The organism is Ligilactobacillus acidipiscis (assembly GCF_900116935.1).
GTDB classification, from domain to species: domain Bacteria; phylum Bacillota; class Bacilli; order Lactobacillales; family Lactobacillaceae; genus Ligilactobacillus; species Ligilactobacillus acidipiscis.
Genome location: NZ_LT630287.1, coordinates 1,674,541 through 1,691,944, shown reverse-complemented (window position 1 = coordinate 1,691,944; position 17,404 = coordinate 1,674,541). Strand labels below are relative to the sequence as shown.

Here is a 17,404-nt window from a genome sequence, read left to right as displayed (position 1 = left end):
GAGCTCAATCGGGTAGGAGATAGTTCACACTATCGACCTCCCACACCACCGTACGTACGGAACCGTATACGGCGGTTCAACAACTTAAGCTTTTGCTTGAATAGACTGGTACAGTTTGGACAGATTTATTAGCCCACGCTGTGCCAGTCTTTTATTAGTTATGGTCATCAACAGTGTTTTACTGTGCGCGTTGCGCCAGTATCCCTTACGAGTATTGACGTAGATTTTCGCCTGTTTGGGTGTCAAGCCTAGTTTAATCAATGCTTTATAACGGGTTCCGATATTCTTCCACTGTTTCCAGATATACTGGCGGATGCGCGAGCGCAACCATTTGTCTAGTTGTTGGAGAAAGGTTTTCATCTTCCCAATGGAATAATATTGGATCCAGCCCTGCATTTTCTGCTTAATTTCATGCAGAATCCTATCAAGGCTGACGCCTCGGCTTCTCTTGGTGATTCTTGTCAATTCCTGTTTAATTCTCTGTTTAGGTTTTTGATGAGGACGCGGGTAGGCGCTATTGCGTCCCACACCCAGCGAAAAACCTAGAAACTTCAGTCTTAGTGGAGAACCGACTTGCGTCTTTTCTGCATTCACTTCAACTTTGAGTTCCTTTTCTAAAAACTGGGTGATGCTTTTGAGAACCCGTTCACCCGCACGCTTACTTTTAACATAGATATTACAGTCATCCGCATAGCGTACAAATTTATGTCCTCTTTTGGTCAATTCTTTGTCCAGCTCGTTCAGATAAATATTTGCTAGTAATGGTGAAATATTGCCACCTTGCGGTGTACCTTTAGCGGACTTCTCGAAAAATCGACCATTCATAACACCACTCGTCAAGAACTTACGAATCAAATGCAAGACCCATGGCTCACTAATGTAATTTTCAACAAATTTAATTAGTAAATCATGGTTCACATTGTCAAAATAGGACTTTAAATCAAGGTCGACCACGTAGTGATAACCCTGATTATAATAAGCAACCACCTTTTTCACAGCACTTTGTGCACTGCGGTGTGGTCGAAAACCATAACTATTATCTGAGAATACTTTTTCAAAAATAGGAGACAGTTGCTGTTGTAACGCCTGTTGAACCACACGGTCAACGACCGTTGGGATTCCTAACTGACGTTTCGAACCATCTGGCTTAGGAATCTCAACTCGTTTGACAGGTTGGGGTTCATAGCTTTCGATTCGCAAGGCCTCGATTAGTTTTACGTTATTCTCTTTCAAGTATGGGCCAAGTTCCTCAACGGACATGCCGTCAATTCCTCCAGCCCCTTTATTACGCTTGACATGGACAAAGGCCCGATTTAAATTATTCCGGTCTAAGACCTTCTCACGTAATAAGCCATTTTGAGTTCTCTTTTCACCAGAAACAACGCTACGCGCTCCTGTTTGCTCTGACCCTTCCAGGGTTACCCTCCGCAGGTAGTCAGCTTTATTTTCTGTTTTCTGCGATTGTCGTATTGTTTCCACCTCCAGGATGAATCAAAATTATTGTTGTTCAGCCCTTCACCATTACTGGCTACTATGGCCTCGGCTGACTTCTGTCATGGACAACTCAACATTACTATTGAGCCTGTTCCTGCCAGAAATAACTTCCAGCTTGAGAGAACTACCATGACAGACCTCCCCGGGTAAGAGCAGTAGCTTTCGCATCAAACCGTTGGCTTTACTGTGACGGTTTCGAGTGGTCAGGGACTTCGATTTGTTAAGCAATCTCATCCCACCGTTTCCAGCCTTTTAGCCACTTCTTGTTCATCGATTCGATGTTTCGTCTAGGACTTCCTTCAGATTCTACCTCACGATAGACACCCTTGTCTTCGACTCGTGATACCGGCCACTACGGCTCACAGCGGACTTACACCGCCTAGTTACTGCCCATGCCGGGCGCACTTACAAAAACAACCGGTAACACATAAGCTAAGAAACTTATGTGTTACCGGTTGTTTTTACAGAAATATTCTTATTTTTGTGTAGATTTTAAAGAAACTATCTTAGACCTGAATTATTCATACTTTTTGTCTTAAATAAAATTTGGCGCAAAATAACCGTGGTCTCAGAAAAAAGCTTTTTTTGTTAGTTTTGCGGTCGTATTGCTTAAAAAAGGGCAGACTTCACCCTTTCCCTAGAAAATATATTTTATTTTGTGAGTTCACAGCGGGTATATTTTAATGTTTTGGATCTTAAACAGTGTCTGCCAGAATAATTTATCAAACACATTGGTCTGGGATAAATGGACCCAGATCTGATGGGCGTGGTGCGTGACCTTAGCTGCCAAATGAAGTAATTTAAAGCGGATGGTCTCGACCTGAGCGTGTTTAAGTTCCGGTGGTAAAACCAAGTTCTTCATGGCTTGGAGTATATTGTAAGCCGTGCCAGCCACCAACATGCGAAACTCATTGGCGTTAAAGCTGGAACTGTCCGTTTTATCAAAATGAAAACCGCGTTTAACTTCTTTGATCAAGTCTTCCATTGAACCACGTTGTTGATAGAGGGCAAAGACTTGCGGACCACTCAATTCTTCCAAGTTGGTCACGATAAACTCATGGTCAAACAGTAAATTTCCCGCTGGCCGAGTTGATCTAATGATCACCCGATAAGGGCGTGGCCAACTTTGGGGACAGTAATCCTGCAGGACATGCCATTGGACTTCAGTTTCGCTGAAGTCGTGGTCGCCCACTTGGATCAAGCGCTCAGCCCGACTTTGGAGTTGGCGGTTCGCTTTCATGCGGATCACGAATTTAGCCTGTTTTTTATCACAGGCACGGTAGATCCCTGGCGCTGCGAAACCAGAATCTCCCCGCACGAGGACATCCAAAGAAGACTGGTCATAGGCCCGTAGGCCCCGTAATAAGAATTTAGTCGCTCCCTGTGAAGTATAGCGATTGCCTGGACGTAATTGGGCATTCAATAAGCAGCCCGATAAAGCATCGAAAGCTAGTAATGGATGATAACCGTTAGTCTGATAATGACCGTTATAAGCACTTTTTTCTTGGTTACCAAATGTATCAGCATGCGTGGAGTCGAGGTCAAGGATCAGCTGATGTTGATTCAGCTGGCCCAGGACTAAGTGCGCCAAAGAGATCATTACAGACTTGACGGAGAAAAGGCCTGTCGCCGAGACGTGATTGATAAAACGTGAGAGCGTCGGTTGGGAAGCGACTGCTTGTTTTAGAGCTAAGTTGAAATCAGCCGCTTGGGCCAAGGTGTTAGCAGACTGATCCTGGGAATACCCCGCTAGTAATTGAAATAACAACTGCTTGAATAAATCGTTCATAGTGAAGGTACAATACTTGCGACCATCTTTGAAACGCAAGTTAGTCTCTAAAAACTGGTCAAAGTGGAGTTGATGGAGAAACTCAGCAAGCAATAAAGTCCCCGCATCGTTCGCTAGCTCACCGCCGTCATTAGAAATTTTGATTTGTTTATTGAATAAAAGCTGTTTATGATGTAAAGTCGACATTAGGAGCACTCCTGTTCTTTGTAGTGTTTAGTCGACTTTACAATAGCACAGGATGTGCTCTTTTTGTACACCCAGCAGGTGAAAAAGAAAAAAGGTCAGCAACAGCACGGCAACAACCAAAAGCAGACCTCAAGGTAAAATTATGAATAATCCAGGTTAGAACCATGGACTTGTGAAACGCCAAGCTCTTTAGCAATCTTGTCACAGTTTTCAGCAGTGATCCCGCCGCCTGGTAGAATGCTTACTCGCCCAGCTGCATACGCTATTAGCTCCTTAAGGTGCGAAACTGTTGCGGTAATGGACTGCGACAAGGGTCCTCCGTGAGTTAAGATCCGTTCATAGCCTTGTTCGGCTGCCCAATCGATTGCTTTTTTCTGCTGCGCGAAATCCATTTCATCAAAGGCCATATGCAAGATCAGCTGCATTCCGCCAGCTGCAGCCCCAAGTTGGTTCATGGCTTCAAGATCCAAGTCGTTATCCGGTGTCAAAGCTCCAAAGGATATTCCATCCGCACCTAGTGCCTGTGCTTCAAAAATATCAGCTTCCATGATCTTGATTTCAGTGTCGGTATAAACATAGTTGCCTTTTCTCGGGCGGATCAAAACGATCAGCAAAATGTTTTTGTCGTGACAATATTTGGCAGCTTCGGCGATCACTCCTTTACTGGGAGTTGTGCCTCCAACGGCAAGATTATCACACAACTCGATCCGAGCAGCTCCATTCAGGCAAGCAGCCGGCAGATCTGTAAAGTTTTCGAGACACGCTTCTTTTAATAACAAGGGTTTCATCTCCAAATTTAATTTTTATGCTTGGTCAGCAAAGCAGACACAAACGCCCTCAGGGACAACAACATCTTTTTGCAGACAGGTCAATTGGCCACTGCGAGAGTCACGGGCGTACAAAGTGACGTTGTCGGTATTTTGGTTGGCACAGACAATGAATTTTTCTGTCTTGTCTATTGCAAAATCTCGCGGAAAGTCACCTTCGGTTGAAATTTGTTGAACTAATTGTAGATGCTGATCGGCTTGAACTTCAAAGACAGCCAGTGAATTGTAACCGCGATTGGAAACATAGACGAATTTTCCGTCGCTTGAGATTTTAATTGCAGCTGCACCATTGTGCTTCGTCCAATCGGAGGGGATCGTTTTGAGTGTTTGTAAAACTTCAAAGGCTCCCTCTGCTTTTTTGTATTTCAAAGTACTGATCTGACTAGATAACTCTCCAGCCAAATAAGCATATTTACCATTCGGAGAAAAAACCAAATGACGTGGACCATAACCGGATTCAGTCTCCAACACGTTGACTTGTGTTAACTTGCCGGCCGTTGAGACATCGTATGTGTAAATTTTATCGCTGCCTAGGTCAACTGCAACCAAACGTCCATCAGGAGTGAGATCGGTGAAATGGACGTGTGCGATATCTTGCTCTTCACGTGGGCCTTGACCAGTAACGGTCACACTATCGGTCTGTGATAAAGTATGATTCTCATTGATCTTGTAGACAATGATCTGGCCCTTATGATAATTAGCTGAATAAACTAGTTGTCTTTTATTGTCAACACCGATGTAACAAGGACTAGCCCCTGGGTGTAAGACATCATTATTTTTAGTAAAATCAGCAGCTGTTATTTGATAACTGCTGATCCCACCTTGGTCATCTTGAGAAGTGACCGCAAGCAAGTCATTAGCAGAGGTCAGACGTAAATAAGTTGGGCCCCCGATCTTAACAGCCAATTGCGGTTGACTCAGCTTTTCTTGCTTCGTGTCAAGTGTTGCCTGATATATACCCTGACTGGTTTTTCGGGTATATGTACCGAAAAAGATTTTTTCTTTCATAAAGTACTTATACACTTCCTTTCAAAACTTCTATGTTAAAGTATAGCATTCAAAACGCTTGGCGTCTTTCATTATGGATCATTTTACCAACGACTATTTTGCCTGCTTTAATTAGCATAAAATATAAATTTTGTACAAGTATTATGCTAAGATAGAAGGTGAAATGTTTTTTAAAGAAAGAGGTAAATGGAATGCTTAAGACAAGAATCACTGCCATCGGAAAGCATGCAGATTCTAAAGAAGATGGCTTGATCATTTTATTTGATGAGACGGCGTCCGACAAACTGCGTGATGTTTCACTGATCCATGAAGTACTTCCTGATTTTGAACAAAAATATGAGCTGAAAGTTGGTCAAAAAGTCAGCTTTGATCAACAAGAATATGAGATCACATATCTTGGTCCGCTTGTTGAAAGTAATTTAATGTCGATCGGACATACTATTTTTGATTTTCATCAGGTTCCAGACCGTCCCAGAGCCAATGCGATTTATTTAAAGCCTCATGGCGAGCCCGATGTTCACGTGGGAACTATAATTACATTTGGTGCATAAATTAGCTGATATTGAAAACGACCTGAACACTTTTAGAGAAAGCGGCTCAGGTCGTTGTTTTTAGTTTTAAGAAATCAGTAGGTTAAATCGTATCTCCGTTAAAAATCGAATTCTTGACGATCACATAATCTACCTTGCGTAAGGCTGCTAATGAACGTCCTCCCGCATAAGAAATAGAGGATTGCAGATCTTCTTGCATTTCACGGAGTGTAGTAGCGATGCTGCCACGGTATGGGACCAGTAATTTTTTACCTTCAACATTTTTGTATTCGCCTTTTTGATATTCTGAGGCGGAACCGTAATAGGTTTTGAATTTTTCACCATTTTCCTCGACGATATCGCCGGGTGTTTCAGTGTGACCAGCAAACAAAGAGCCGATCATGACCATTGAAGCACCAAAGCGGATCGATTTGGCAATGTCGCCATTGTTTCGAATCCCACCGTCGGCAATGATCGGTTTGCTGGCTGCTTTGGCACAGAGACGCACAGCTGCTAACTGCCAGCCGCCAGTCCCGAATCCGGTTTTTAATTTAGTAATACAAGCCTTGCCTGGTCCGATCCCAACTTTAGTGGCATCTGCACCGGCATTTTCGAGTTCACGAACTCCTTCTGGTGTACCAACATTTCCTGCGATCACAAAAGAGCCAGGGAGATGTTTTTTGATATAGTGGATCATATTGATCACTGAATCAGCGTGACCATGAGCAATATCGATCGTGATGTATTCAGGTATAAAATCGTCTTTGCTCAACTGATCTACTAAATCGTATTCTTCTTGTTTGACCCCAACGGAAATCGAAGCAAATAAACCTTGGTCATGCATTTTTCTGACAAACTCAAGGCGATTTTCTTTATCAAAACGATGCATGATATAAAAATAACCGTTTTGTGCTAACCAGATAGCTAAACTTTCATCAATGATCGTTGCCATGTTGGCAGGAACCACTGGGATCTTAAACGTCATTGGTCCGAACTTAATGGTAGTATCAGCCTCGGAACGGCTATTGATGATACACTTATTAGGAACAAGCTGGATGTCCTCATAATCAAAAACTGGCATGTTTATCCCTCGCATTCTGAATTGTGGAGCTTATTTATAATTATTCGTTCTTGTGCATTTATTGTTTCCACAAACATATGAATTTTACCTAATTATAATCTAAAAGTCAAATTTAAGGTTCGTAGTTTTCAATGAACGTTCGTGTTCTACTAAAAAAGAGGGCCAGTGTCAGGTTTCATCTTTTTAAAAAACAAAATATTTCCTGAATTATTCATACTTTTCCCTTAAGGACTACTTTTTGTTGTTGTCATGCTAGTTCGCATCTTTTTCGTTTTTCACCTGTTGGGTGTACAAAAAGAGCACATCCTGTGCTATTGTTAAGTCGTTGAAAACCACAAAGAACAGGAGTGCTCCTTATGTCAACTTTACATCATGAAAAACTTTTATTCAATGACCAGATCAACATTTCTAATGACGGTGGTGAGTTAGCGAACGATGCCGGAACTTTATTAATTGCTGAATTTCTGCACCAAATTCACTTTGACCAGCTCTTAGAAGATAACTTGCATTTTAAAGATGACCGTAAATATTGTACCTTTCCCTTGAACAATTTATTTAAGCAGTTGCTGTTGCAATTGCTGGCAGGATACTGCCAAGATCAGTCGGCTAATACCTTGTCACACGCCGTTGATTTTAAGCTGGTCTTGTCTCAAGCGGTCGCTTCCCAGCCGACACTTTCACGCTTTATCAATCACATTTCAGCGTCTGGGCTCTTTTCAGTCAAATCATTGCTCGGCTCGGTAGCTCACTTTGTTCTTGGGCAGCTAAATCAACATCAGCTGATCCTTGATCTAGATTCGACACATGCCGATACGTTTGGTGACCAAGAAAAGAGTGCTTATAACGGTCACTACCAGACCAACGGTTATCATCCTTTACTAGCCTTTGATGCTTTATCGGGCTGCTTGTTGAATGCTCAATTACGCCCCGGCAATCGCTATACTTCCCAAGGTGCGACTAAATTTTTATTACGGAGCTTACGGGCCTATGACGGATCTTCCCTGGATGTCTTAGTGCGGGGAGATTCTGGTTTCGCAGCTCCAGGGATCTACCATGCGTGTGATAAAAAGCAGGCTAAGTTCGTGATTCGTTTAAAAGCGAACTACCAGCTCCAAAGTCGGGCTGAGCACCTGATCCAAGTGGGTGACCAGGACTTCACCGAAGCTGAAGTCCAATGGCATGTCCTGCGAGACTATTGTCCTCAAAGTTGGTCACGACCTTATCGTGTGATTATTAAATCAACGCGGCCGGCGGGCAACTTTCTGTTTGACCATGAGTTTATCGTGACCAACTTGGAAGAATTAAGCGGTCCACAAGTCTTTGCCCTCTATCACCAACGCGGTTCCATGGAAGACTTGATCAAAGAAGTTAAACGTGGCTTTCACTTTGATAAAACGGACAGTTCTAGTTTTGAGGCCAATGAGTTCCGGATGCTGGTAGCTGGGGTCGCTTATAATATACTGCAAGCCATGAAGAACTTAGTTTTACCAACAAAGCTTAAACACGCTCAGGTCGGGACGATCCGTTTTAAATTACTCCATGTGGCAGCTAAGGTCACGCACCATGCGCGTCAAGTCTGGGTCCATTTATCTCAGACCAATGTGTTCGATAAATTATTTTGGCAGACACTGTTCAAGATTCAAAATCTAAAAATATATCCGCTGTGAACTCACAAAAAAAATGTTTTTCTTAGGGAAAGGGTGAAGTCTGTCCTTTTTTAAACAGTCCGACAACAAAACTAACAAAAAGCTGCTTTTTTTACACACTAAAGTAACTTTGCACAAAGTTTTAACTGCAACGAAAAGTATGAATAATTCAGGTATTTGTAAAATAAAATGAGTGTTGTGATAGCAGATCAAAAATGAGACGTATTGAAAAGTTTGCTAAATATAATAGAATAAAAGGGATAGAGAGTGGGGAAGAAAATGGCAAAAAAGAAAAAACAACCCAAAAAAACTAATGAAGAGCGAATTTTAGATGACAATCATATTGTTTTCAGTGAAATGCAATTTGACTGGTTATCTGGTAAGGAAAAAGCGTTGAAGCAGGTTAAAGAAGCCGGTTTAAACGAAGAAAGCATTTTGAAGACTATCGTTTGTTTAGGCAGTGATGGTCCCAAGGACTATCTGGTAGTTTGTCTGCCGATCATTAGTGAGATCGATTTAAAGATGGTTGCCCGTGAGCTTGGCAAAAAGCAGATCCATTTGGCTGATAATAAAAAATTGATCAAAATTACAGGCTATATTCACGGAGCAAATACTCCGATCGGGATCCATGCTTTTAAAGATTTTCCGATTTATTTTGATCAGCGGATCAAAGATTTTCCAGAAGTTTGTGTTTCAGCGGGCAAGGTCGGGCGTTCTGTACGAATCAAATTAAATGAATTGATGGGCTTGGTTGATGGACATTTCATCCAAGTTTCAGACCATACACAAATATAGTAAAAAGGTCAAGGAGATAAAATGAAAAAAATCGAGCAGGGTGCATTGTTTTTACAGAGGCATTTAGCGTTGTTTAAATGTCCGATCTGTGGAGAAGCCTTTAGGGAAGTTGTTGGCTATCAATTGGTATGTCAGCTGGATCACAGTTTAGACCTGTCTCGCAAAGGGACTTTATTTATGATCACACATAAGGTCAAAAGCGAATATGATAGTCCTGAAATGTGGCAAGCTCGGCGTAAAATGTTGACTTTAGGTTTGTTTGATCCGATCATCGCAGCAATCAACGAGGCAATGCCTGTTGAAGAGAAGTTGAATATCCTTGATATTGGATCCGGCGAAGGCACTCCGCCTGCTAAGTTAAAAAAACTGCGAGCAGGAATTGAGGATACTTTGGTAGGGGTCGACATTTCTAAAAGTGCCGTAAATTTAGCAACATCATATCAAAATGATAACTTCTTTTGTGCGGCTGACTTGGCAGCCCTGCCATTTGCAGATCAGTCATTTGATTGCATTACGGATATTTTTTCACCCGCAGCATATCATGAATTTAAACGAGTTTTACGACCACATGGTAAAATTTATAAAATCGTTCCTAATAGCGGTTATCTAAAAGAATTGCGGGCATTGTTGTATAATGAGGAAAGTGCACATCGGACATATGATAACTCGGCAGTCTTATCTTTGTTTGCTAAAAACTTCCCTGACTATCAGAAACAGGACATCAAATATACCTTTGAATTTTCTGAGACAGATTTTAGTTCATTGCTAATGATGACACCGTTAAATTGGGGAGCTTCTCAGCAAACCAAACAAAATGTCCTAGAAACACCGTTGAAGCAGATCACAGTAGATGTTTCATTACTGACAGCGGCCAAACAATAAGGCGAACTGAGAAAACTAGACCGACTTTGCAAGAATAATAAACGTTCGAAGCATCTTTTACTATAAGATTTGTCAGAAAAGGGTTGCAAATCTCAGCCTTTCAATGTTATGGTTGATTTAAGGATTATGTGGCAAATAAAAGTGCTAAGTCGCTGTTATTTGTGGACGTATTTCATTAACGCAGCCGGTCGCAGTCAACGCACCGAACGGCTGCGCTTTTTTTGCCAGTGAGATAAAATTCTTAGTTGTTCTGGCAGTAGTTAAGTTGGGCAGATGATGCCTAATAAAATCATACGGGCTCAAAACTAAGCCCAAGGAAGGAATCAATAGTGACTAACCATATTGCTTTATTTGAACCATTAATGCCTGCTAATACCGGGAATATCGCTCGGACTTGTGCCGGGACTAATACTGAATTGCATTTGATCGAGCCGCTTGGCTTTTCAACTGACGATAAGTATTTAAAGCGGGCAGGACTTGATTATTGGGATCATGTTAAAATTACTTATCATAAAAATTTAGTTGATTTTATCGAAAGTATTCCTGATTTAAGCTATTTGTACCTAGTTTCTAAATTTGCGGAACATGCTTATACAGAAGTTGATTATTCTGATGTCAGTCAAGATCATTATTTTTTGTTTGGCAAGGAAACGACTGGCTTGCCTGAACCTTTTATGCGCCAGTATCCTGACAAGTGTATTCGGATCCCCCAAAATGATCAAAATATTCGGGCTTTGAATTTATCTAATTCAGCAGCAATTGTCATTTATGAAGCCGTTCGGCAACAGGGATTTCCTAACTTGGAAACGACTCATTTGTATGATAATGATAAATTAAAATAACTTGTTATGCAGGATTAGGATCAACTAGTCTTGAAGAGAAAATGGAATGCAGCGATCGCTTTTTGATTTGTGCATTCCGTTTTTCATTATGCAGAAGTGTTTTTCGAACAACTCTTCTAAGATGAGTCTCTCTGAATACTGTGCAAATTGTGTTTTATGTTTTTTTCCGATCCTTCATTGTAGGATCGATGGATGAATAAATAACAAGATTTTTCACTGTGAAAAAAAAGCTCACCGCTAAAAATTAGTTTTAAAATGAGTGTGTTTCAAGAAAAAATGACCACCGCACAAATGTTCCTATACTAATGATTATGGTATACTGACATAAGTGATTATTGAAGACAGCATTTTTGCGAGCAATACTAATGTGCGAAAATGGTGCCTTAGAAAGGAATTTGAAATTGGCTATAAAAAAGAGAAAAACAGGCCGCAAACAAACAAAAAAACAAAAGCAGCAAATGACTGCAAGGATCATTGGTATAGTGCTGATCATTTTGAGTTTGGCAGGTGGTTTTCACTTAGGCAACATGGGATTATTACTGGCCAATTGTTTTCGGATTTTCCTTGGTGATGCTTATCAGCTAGGAACTCTTTTTGTTGTGTTTGTGGGAGCATATATGTTGATAAGCGCTAAAGAACCGCGCGTTAAAGTAAATTATTTGGGCGGGGGTATTTTAGTTACGGCCAGTGTGATCCTCTTTTTAAGCACCTATCTATTTGGTCGCCTTGACTTACATACAGATTTTTTGACAGTTACTTGGCAATATTTAAAATCTGACATCATATCAAACAGTGTCGGCAGCGCTGTCGGTGGCGGTCTGCTGGGCGCTTTTCTATACCAAATAACATACTTTTTGTTAGCCCAGATAGGCAGTTACGTGATTGCTGCTTTGTTAATGTTGGGTGGAGGATGCCTGATCTTGGGAATTTCATTTGGTAAAGTTGTCGATTTTTTGGGCCTATCTTTGTATGAGATCTTAAAGTTTTTCAAACAAGTAGGTTTATGGTTAACTGATTTGTTCAAGAAAAGCGGTCCATGGCTAAAACGCAGACGCAATAGTTTACATGATAAAGTTCAGCAAGACTATTTTGAAGATACAAAACAAGGGCAAGATAACACTATTAATGAAAAAGTGAAAGATGAAGGACTGACTGCGACTGAGCTTAGTGCAGATGAGCCGACCGAAACTGTGACGATAGAAAACGACATCAATGATGATAAGAACCTGCCGCCAGCTCATTCGACGGATGATCCGGCTTTATGGAATGAGCAAAGTTCACAAAATTCCCAAAAAAATGTGCGAGAAATTCAACCTAAGCCGACTAACCCAGACTATGAATTACCGGATGCCAGCTTACTACAAGATGTCGCTCCAACAGACCAAAGCCAAGAAAAAAAGGCTTTACGCCGTAATCAGGATGTCTTGAAAAAAACATTCAAGAGTTTCGGGGTCGATGTTGAATTAAAAAATACGATCTTGGGACCATCTGTGACGAAATACGAACTGCATCCAGCGATCGGTGTCAAGGTTTCCAAGATCGTTAATCTTTCAGATGACTTGGCTTTAGCTTTGGCTGCGAAAGATATTCGGATCGAAGCCCCAATTCCCGGCAAACCTTTGATCGGGATCGAAGTTCCCAACCAACAGGTGGCTACGATCTCCTTTAAAGATGTGATCAGTTCAATGAAACCAGATCCCGATAAACCGCTTAAAGTTCCATTAGGGCGTGATGTTTCCGGCAATTTAGTTACAGCAGACCTTTCCAAGATGCCTCATTTATTGATCGCTGGTTCGACAGGAAGCGGGAAGTCAGTAGCTATCAATGGTATTATCACTAGTTTATTGATGAATGATACACCTGACCAGGTCAAGATGATGTTAGTCGACCCTAAGAAAGTTGAACTCGGAGTATACAATGAGGTTCCGCATTTGTTGACACCAGTTGTCACGGATCCGAAAAAAGCCGCCCGTGCCTTGCATAAACTAGTGTCTGAGATGGAACGCCGTTATGAGTTGTTTGCAAACACTGGTCAAAGAAACATCAACGGCTATAATAAAATGGTCAAGCGCCAGAACAAGGAGCAAAAAACCGCCGAGCCGACTCTGCCATATATAGTGGCGATCGTTGATGAATTGTCAGATTTGATGATGGTCGCATCAAACGAAGTGGAAGATGCGATCATCCGTTTAGCGCAGATGGCTCGGGCGGCAGGGATCCATATGATCCTTGCAACTCAGCGTCCGTCGGTCGATGTTATTACCGGTTTGATCAAGGCAAACGTTCCATCACGAATGGCATTTGCTGTTTCATCGGGGACAGACTCGCGCACAATCATTGACTCTTCTGGTGCCGAAAAATTATTAGGTCGTGGAGATATGTTATTCTTGCCGATGGGAATGAATAAGCCAGTCCGTGTGCAAGGGGCCTTTATTTCTGATAAGGATGTTGAAAATGTTGTTGAATTTGTCAAAGCTCAACAGGAAGCTTCTTACGATACTTCAATGGAAGTGACGGATGAAGAGGCTAATGACTCTGGCAGTGATGATGAAGAGGACGAGCTTTTTGCTGAAGCTGTCGAATTCATCACTAAAGAACAAAAATGCAGCATTTCTTTATTACAGCGTAAATTTAAAATTGGCTACAACCGGGCAGCTCGGATCGTGGATAGGATGGCAGAAAAAGGTTTTGTTGGCCCACAAGAAGGTAGTAAGCCTCGCCAAGTTTATTTAAAAAAGGAAGAATAATTCAAATTGAAAAACTTGTTTCGATGTGATGATGAGTGTTGCATTGAAACAGGTTTTTTACTTGTCAAAAAGCAGATTATTTGAATAAAAATGAGTATGAATTGTAAAAATAGTTCTTCTCCTTGCAAAAAGCTGATAATTTTGTGGTCTGCGTTGTTTTTATTGCAAATTTCGACTATGATATAAATTGTATTTTTAGACTATCTCAGAGGAGAATTGATCGTAATTGGAAATAATGGACGGCGTAAATTTGACGCTTAAACCAACAAAAAAATTTAAAACTAATCAAATCTTAGTTTCTTTTACCACTAATATTAAAAACCATCAGGAAATTACTGCCCGCACATTACTGGCTGATCTTTTGGAAAGTACAAGTGAACACTATTCTACCCAACGTGCGGTTGCTTTAAAACTTTCTGAATTGTATGGTGCAAGTTTTGGAACTTCAGTTAGTCGTTACGGCAATGTCTACGGACTTAATTTTATTATTAATGTTGTTAACGACCAATATTTGCCAGGTACAACTAATGTTTTACAGGAGACATTTGCCTTTTTAAATGAGATGATTTTTTCACCACAGATAGTGGATGGGAAATTTGCAGCAGATGCTTTTCAGATCCAAAAACAGAATTTGGAAGCTTTTTTGGCTTCACTTGACGACAATAAACAAGGTAAAGCTTTGACTGGTATGAATGCGCTATATTTTCATGACCGCTTGCAACAAATCCCAGCAGTCGGGCAAATTGCTGATATTGGCGGGCTAAGTGCCGCTAATATGGCCGCACTTTATCATAAGATGATCACAGAAGATCAAATCAATATCGTTGTTTCCGGTCATGTAAAAGAAGATGAAGTTGTTTCAGCACTTAAGGTCATGCCATTCACTGCTAGGAAAAAGAAGCATTTGAGTTTGATCTATACTCAAGCACGATCGCCACAAGTTAAAAACAAAAGTGAAAAAGAAAAGGTCAGTCAAAGTAAATTAAACTTGGCTTATAATCTGCCGATCGCTTATGACTCACAGGAACGCTTTTCTGCAATGGTCTTCAACGAACTTTTCGGCGGGTCGGCTTTATCGCTGCTTTTTCAAAACGTTCGCGAAAAAAACAGTCTTGCTTATTATGCCGAAAGCGATATGGATCTGTTTCGGCAGGATCTTTGGGTGCAAACCGGGATCCAAGCTGAGAACAAGGACAAAGTTTTGCAGGTCGTTAAGCAGCAATTGGCTGCCTTGCAGACGGGGCAAATTGATAAAGAGCAGTTAAAAAAGATCAAAGCTTCGATGATCAATAGTTATATTGCGCGGGCTGATAGCCAGTCGGTCGCATTGAGCCGGGCTTTAGGAGCTAGTCTGACAGGAGTTTTAACTTCTGAAAAGCAGTGGATCTCTGGTGTAGATGCTGTGAGTGCAAAAGACGTTTCTCAAATTGCCCAAAAGGCTCATCTTCAAGCAGTCTACTTTTTAGATGGGGGGATTCAATGAAGGTGCAAAAGTTAAACTATCCACAATTTAATGAAACGTTATATCGGACCACTCTTTTTAATGGTCTCACTGTTAATTTGCTGCCACGCGAAGGTTTCCATAAAACCTATGCTGTTATGACAACTAATTATGGTTCAGTTGACACCCAGTTTGTCAATAGCCAAGGGAAACAGGTCGATGTTTTGGCTGGGACTGCTCATTTTTTGGAACATAAGCTATTTGAAAAAGAAGACCATGATGCTTTTGATGTGTTTGGCGAGTATGGTGCTGATGTTAATGCCTTTACGAGTTTTACGAAGACCAGTTTCCTTTTTTCAACTACGCAAAATTTGTCCAAGTGTTTAGAGACCTTGTTGGACTTTGTACAAGAACCTTATTTTTCTACACAAACAGTTGAAAAAGAGAAAGGGATCATCGGCGAAGAAATATCGATGTATGATGATGATGCCGACTGGCAGCTTTTTTTGGGGATACTAAAAAATCTATATCCCAAAGATCCCTTGAGTGTCGACATTGCGGGTACGAAAGATACAATTGCCCAGATCGATCCTCAAGTATTGTATGATTGTTATAACGAATATTATCAGCCGGCTAACATGGACCTTTTTGTGGTTGGAGGTTTTGATCTGACTGAAGTATTGGATGTTATTGAAGCTGACCAAGCAAAAAAAGATTTTAACGCTTTCCAAAATAATAATGAATTGCCGCTGTTTTTAGGCAAGTCAGGCAGTGACATTCGCACTTTTGCCGAAAAAACTTTAAATGTGACTCGTCCGAAGTCCATGATCGGGATCAAAGGGATGCAGGAAACGCCGCAAAAAAGGGCGGGATTAAAGTATAAGTTAGAACTTGAATTGGGACTATATTTATTATTCGGTGAATCTTCCTTACTGTTCCAGGAGCTGTTTCAAGCTGGAATAGTTGATGATTCATTCAACTATGAGTTGGAAATGGAACGCGGTTTTCATTTTGCTGTGATCTCGGGTGATACTTTTCGTTTTGAAGAAATGGAAGAGAGGATCAAAAAGACTATTGCTCATGCGCCTGAGATATTAGCCAATTCTTCGACAGAGCTGGAACTCGCCAAAAAAGAATTTTTAGGTCAATATATTCAGGCGCAAAATTCTCTTGAAAGTATTGCTAACGGCTATGACGGAAAATTGTTCGACCATGCTACTTTGTTTGATTATGCTGAGTTGGTCCCACAAGTTTCATTAGCTGATGTTTGTGCGGCAATCGAAAGATTATTTCGGCCACAAGTTATCAGTACGTTTAGGGTAATGCCAGTAAATGAAGAAAAATAATGTAGTGAAACTATTTTTGGTAATTTGAAAGGAGAAATTCTATGCAATGGGCTCTTATTTTAGGAGCGTCTGGAGATATTGGCAAACAGACAGCCGTTGACTTGGCGAAGGCCGGATGGTCGCTTTATTTGCATTATTTTAAAGGAAAACAAACGGCGGTCAAACTACAAAAGCAGCTGCATGAAAGGTATCCGGACCAAGATTTTCTCTTGATACAAGCAGATCTTTCTCAAAACAGCAGTGTGTCTCAGATAATAAGCCAGCTCTTTTCTCTTAATGCTGTGATTTTTGCACAAGGAACGACTGACTACGGTCTTTTTGCCGAGGCTGACCCCCAAGCATTGAGTAAAATGTTAACTATGCAAGTTGAGCTGCCCTTACAGTTGATTCAGTCTGTACAAGACAAGCTGGCACTTTTAGGGCAAGGACGGGTCGTTTTTGTAGGGTCTGTGTATGGCGGTGCAGGAAGTGCGATGGAAGTTGGTTATTCCACGGTCAAAGGGGCTTTGAGTGCTTTTGCTTCTGCTTATAGTAAAGAAGTTGCTTCTTTAGGTATTACAGTTAATGTGATCGCTCCCGGAGCAGTTTCGACCAGAATGAATATGACCTTTTCTGCCGCAGAACGGGCCGAAGTTGCCGCAGAGATCCCAGCTGGGTACTTTGCTCAGACAAGTGAGATCAGTTACTGGATCAAGGCGCTTTTGGACAAACAGGCAGGGTATTTGACCGGGCAGACTATCTATGTCACAGGTGGATGGTTAAAATAATGATTTCTTAATGAAATGCATTA

The 17,404-nt window shown here is 41.2% G+C and carries 14 protein-coding genes; 9 read left to right on the top strand and 5 right to left on the bottom strand.

Annotated features, from left to right (window positions below; translation table 11 throughout):
* Nucleotides 1-84 precede the first annotated feature (84 nt).
* The 4 genes from ltrA to BQ5903_RS07820 all read right to left on the bottom strand — a co-directional run bounded on the left by ltrA (nucleotide 85) and on the right by BQ5903_RS07820 (nucleotide 5,304).
* Nucleotides 85-1,470 (bottom strand): group II intron reverse transcriptase/maturase, encoded by a 1,386-nt coding sequence (gene ltrA, locus BQ5903_RS07835; protein WP_079579668.1) that lies wholly within the window; start codon nucleotides 1,468-1,470, stop codon nucleotides 85-87.
* Between the two features lie 688 nt (nucleotides 1,471-2,158).
* The gene (locus tag BQ5903_RS07830) at nucleotides 2,159-3,469 is read right to left on the bottom strand and encodes an IS1380 family transposase (protein ID WP_010499943.1); all 1,311 of its coding nucleotides are present in this window, start codon (nucleotides 3,467-3,469) and stop codon (nucleotides 2,159-2,161) included.
* 140 nt (nucleotides 3,470-3,609) lie between these two features.
* The gene (locus tag BQ5903_RS07825) at nucleotides 3,610-4,248 is read right to left on the bottom strand and encodes a copper homeostasis protein CutC (RefSeq protein WP_079579292.1); all 639 of its coding nucleotides are present in this window, start codon (nucleotides 4,246-4,248) and stop codon (nucleotides 3,610-3,612) included.
* 24 nt (nucleotides 4,249-4,272) lie between these two features.
* Nucleotides 4,273-5,304, bottom strand: a complete 1,032-nt coding sequence (locus tag BQ5903_RS07820) for a lactonase family protein (RefSeq protein WP_010498969.1) — start codon at nucleotides 5,302-5,304, stop codon at nucleotides 4,273-4,275.
* Nucleotides 5,305-5,495: 191 nt separating this feature from the next.
* On the opposite strand from BQ5903_RS07820, the gene BQ5903_RS07815 reads away from it, so the two are divergent.
* Complete coding sequence (locus tag BQ5903_RS07815) at nucleotides 5,496-5,855, top strand: PTS glucitol/sorbitol transporter subunit IIA (RefSeq protein ID WP_010498971.1); 360 nt, start codon at nucleotides 5,496-5,498, stop codon at nucleotides 5,853-5,855.
* 82 nt (nucleotides 5,856-5,937) lie between these two features.
* Here BQ5903_RS07815 and BQ5903_RS07810 read toward each other — a convergent pair whose 3' ends face one another.
* Complete coding sequence (locus BQ5903_RS07810; RefSeq protein WP_010498973.1) at nucleotides 5,938-6,915, bottom strand: GMP reductase; 978 nt, start codon at nucleotides 6,913-6,915, stop codon at nucleotides 5,938-5,940.
* A gap of 356 nt (nucleotides 6,916-7,271) precedes the next feature.
* On the opposite strand from BQ5903_RS07810, the gene BQ5903_RS07805 reads away from it, so the two are divergent.
* The 8 genes from BQ5903_RS07805 (at nucleotide 7,272) to ymfI (ending at nucleotide 17,381) form a co-directional block, all read left to right on the top strand.
* A complete protein-coding gene (locus tag BQ5903_RS07805; RefSeq protein ID WP_079578404.1) occupies nucleotides 7,272-8,582 on the top strand; it encodes an IS1380 family transposase in 1,311 nt (436 codons plus the stop codon).
* Nucleotides 8,583-8,840: 258 nt separating this feature from the next.
* Nucleotides 8,841-9,356 (top strand): YbaK/EbsC family protein, encoded by a 516-nt coding sequence (locus BQ5903_RS07800; RefSeq protein WP_056988047.1) that lies wholly within the window; start codon nucleotides 8,841-8,843, stop codon nucleotides 9,354-9,356.
* Nucleotides 9,357-9,377: 21 nt separating this feature from the next.
* A complete protein-coding gene (locus BQ5903_RS07795) occupies nucleotides 9,378-10,238 on the top strand; it encodes a methyltransferase domain-containing protein (protein ID WP_079579291.1) in 861 nt (286 codons plus the stop codon).
* A gap of 329 nt (nucleotides 10,239-10,567) precedes the next feature.
* A complete protein-coding gene (locus tag BQ5903_RS07790; RefSeq protein ID WP_010498999.1) occupies nucleotides 10,568-11,080 on the top strand; it encodes a tRNA (cytidine(34)-2'-O)-methyltransferase in 513 nt (170 codons plus the stop codon).
* A 407-nt stretch (nucleotides 11,081-11,487) separates the two neighbouring features.
* Nucleotides 11,488-13,827, top strand: a complete 2,340-nt coding sequence (locus BQ5903_RS07785; RefSeq protein WP_407936227.1) for a DNA translocase FtsK — start codon at nucleotides 11,488-11,490, stop codon at nucleotides 13,825-13,827.
* 235 nt (nucleotides 13,828-14,062) lie between these two features.
* A complete protein-coding gene (yfmF, locus tag BQ5903_RS07780) occupies nucleotides 14,063-15,310 on the top strand; it encodes an EF-P 5-aminopentanol modification-associated protein YfmF (RefSeq protein WP_056971905.1) in 1,248 nt (415 codons plus the stop codon).
* Nucleotides 15,307-16,614 carry an EF-P 5-aminopentanol modification-associated protein YfmH gene (gene yfmH, locus BQ5903_RS07775; RefSeq protein WP_154022027.1) on the top strand — a complete coding sequence of 436 codons (1,308 nt, stop codon included), beginning with the start codon at nucleotides 15,307-15,309 and terminating at the stop codon, nucleotides 16,612-16,614. The genes yfmF and yfmH overlap by 4 nt, the downstream gene beginning before the upstream one ends.
* Before the next feature lie 41 nt (nucleotides 16,615-16,655).
* Complete coding sequence (ymfI, locus tag BQ5903_RS07770) at nucleotides 16,656-17,381, top strand: elongation factor P 5-aminopentanone reductase (protein WP_079579290.1); 726 nt, start codon at nucleotides 16,656-16,658, stop codon at nucleotides 17,379-17,381.
* Nucleotides 17,382-17,404 lie beyond the last annotated feature (23 nt).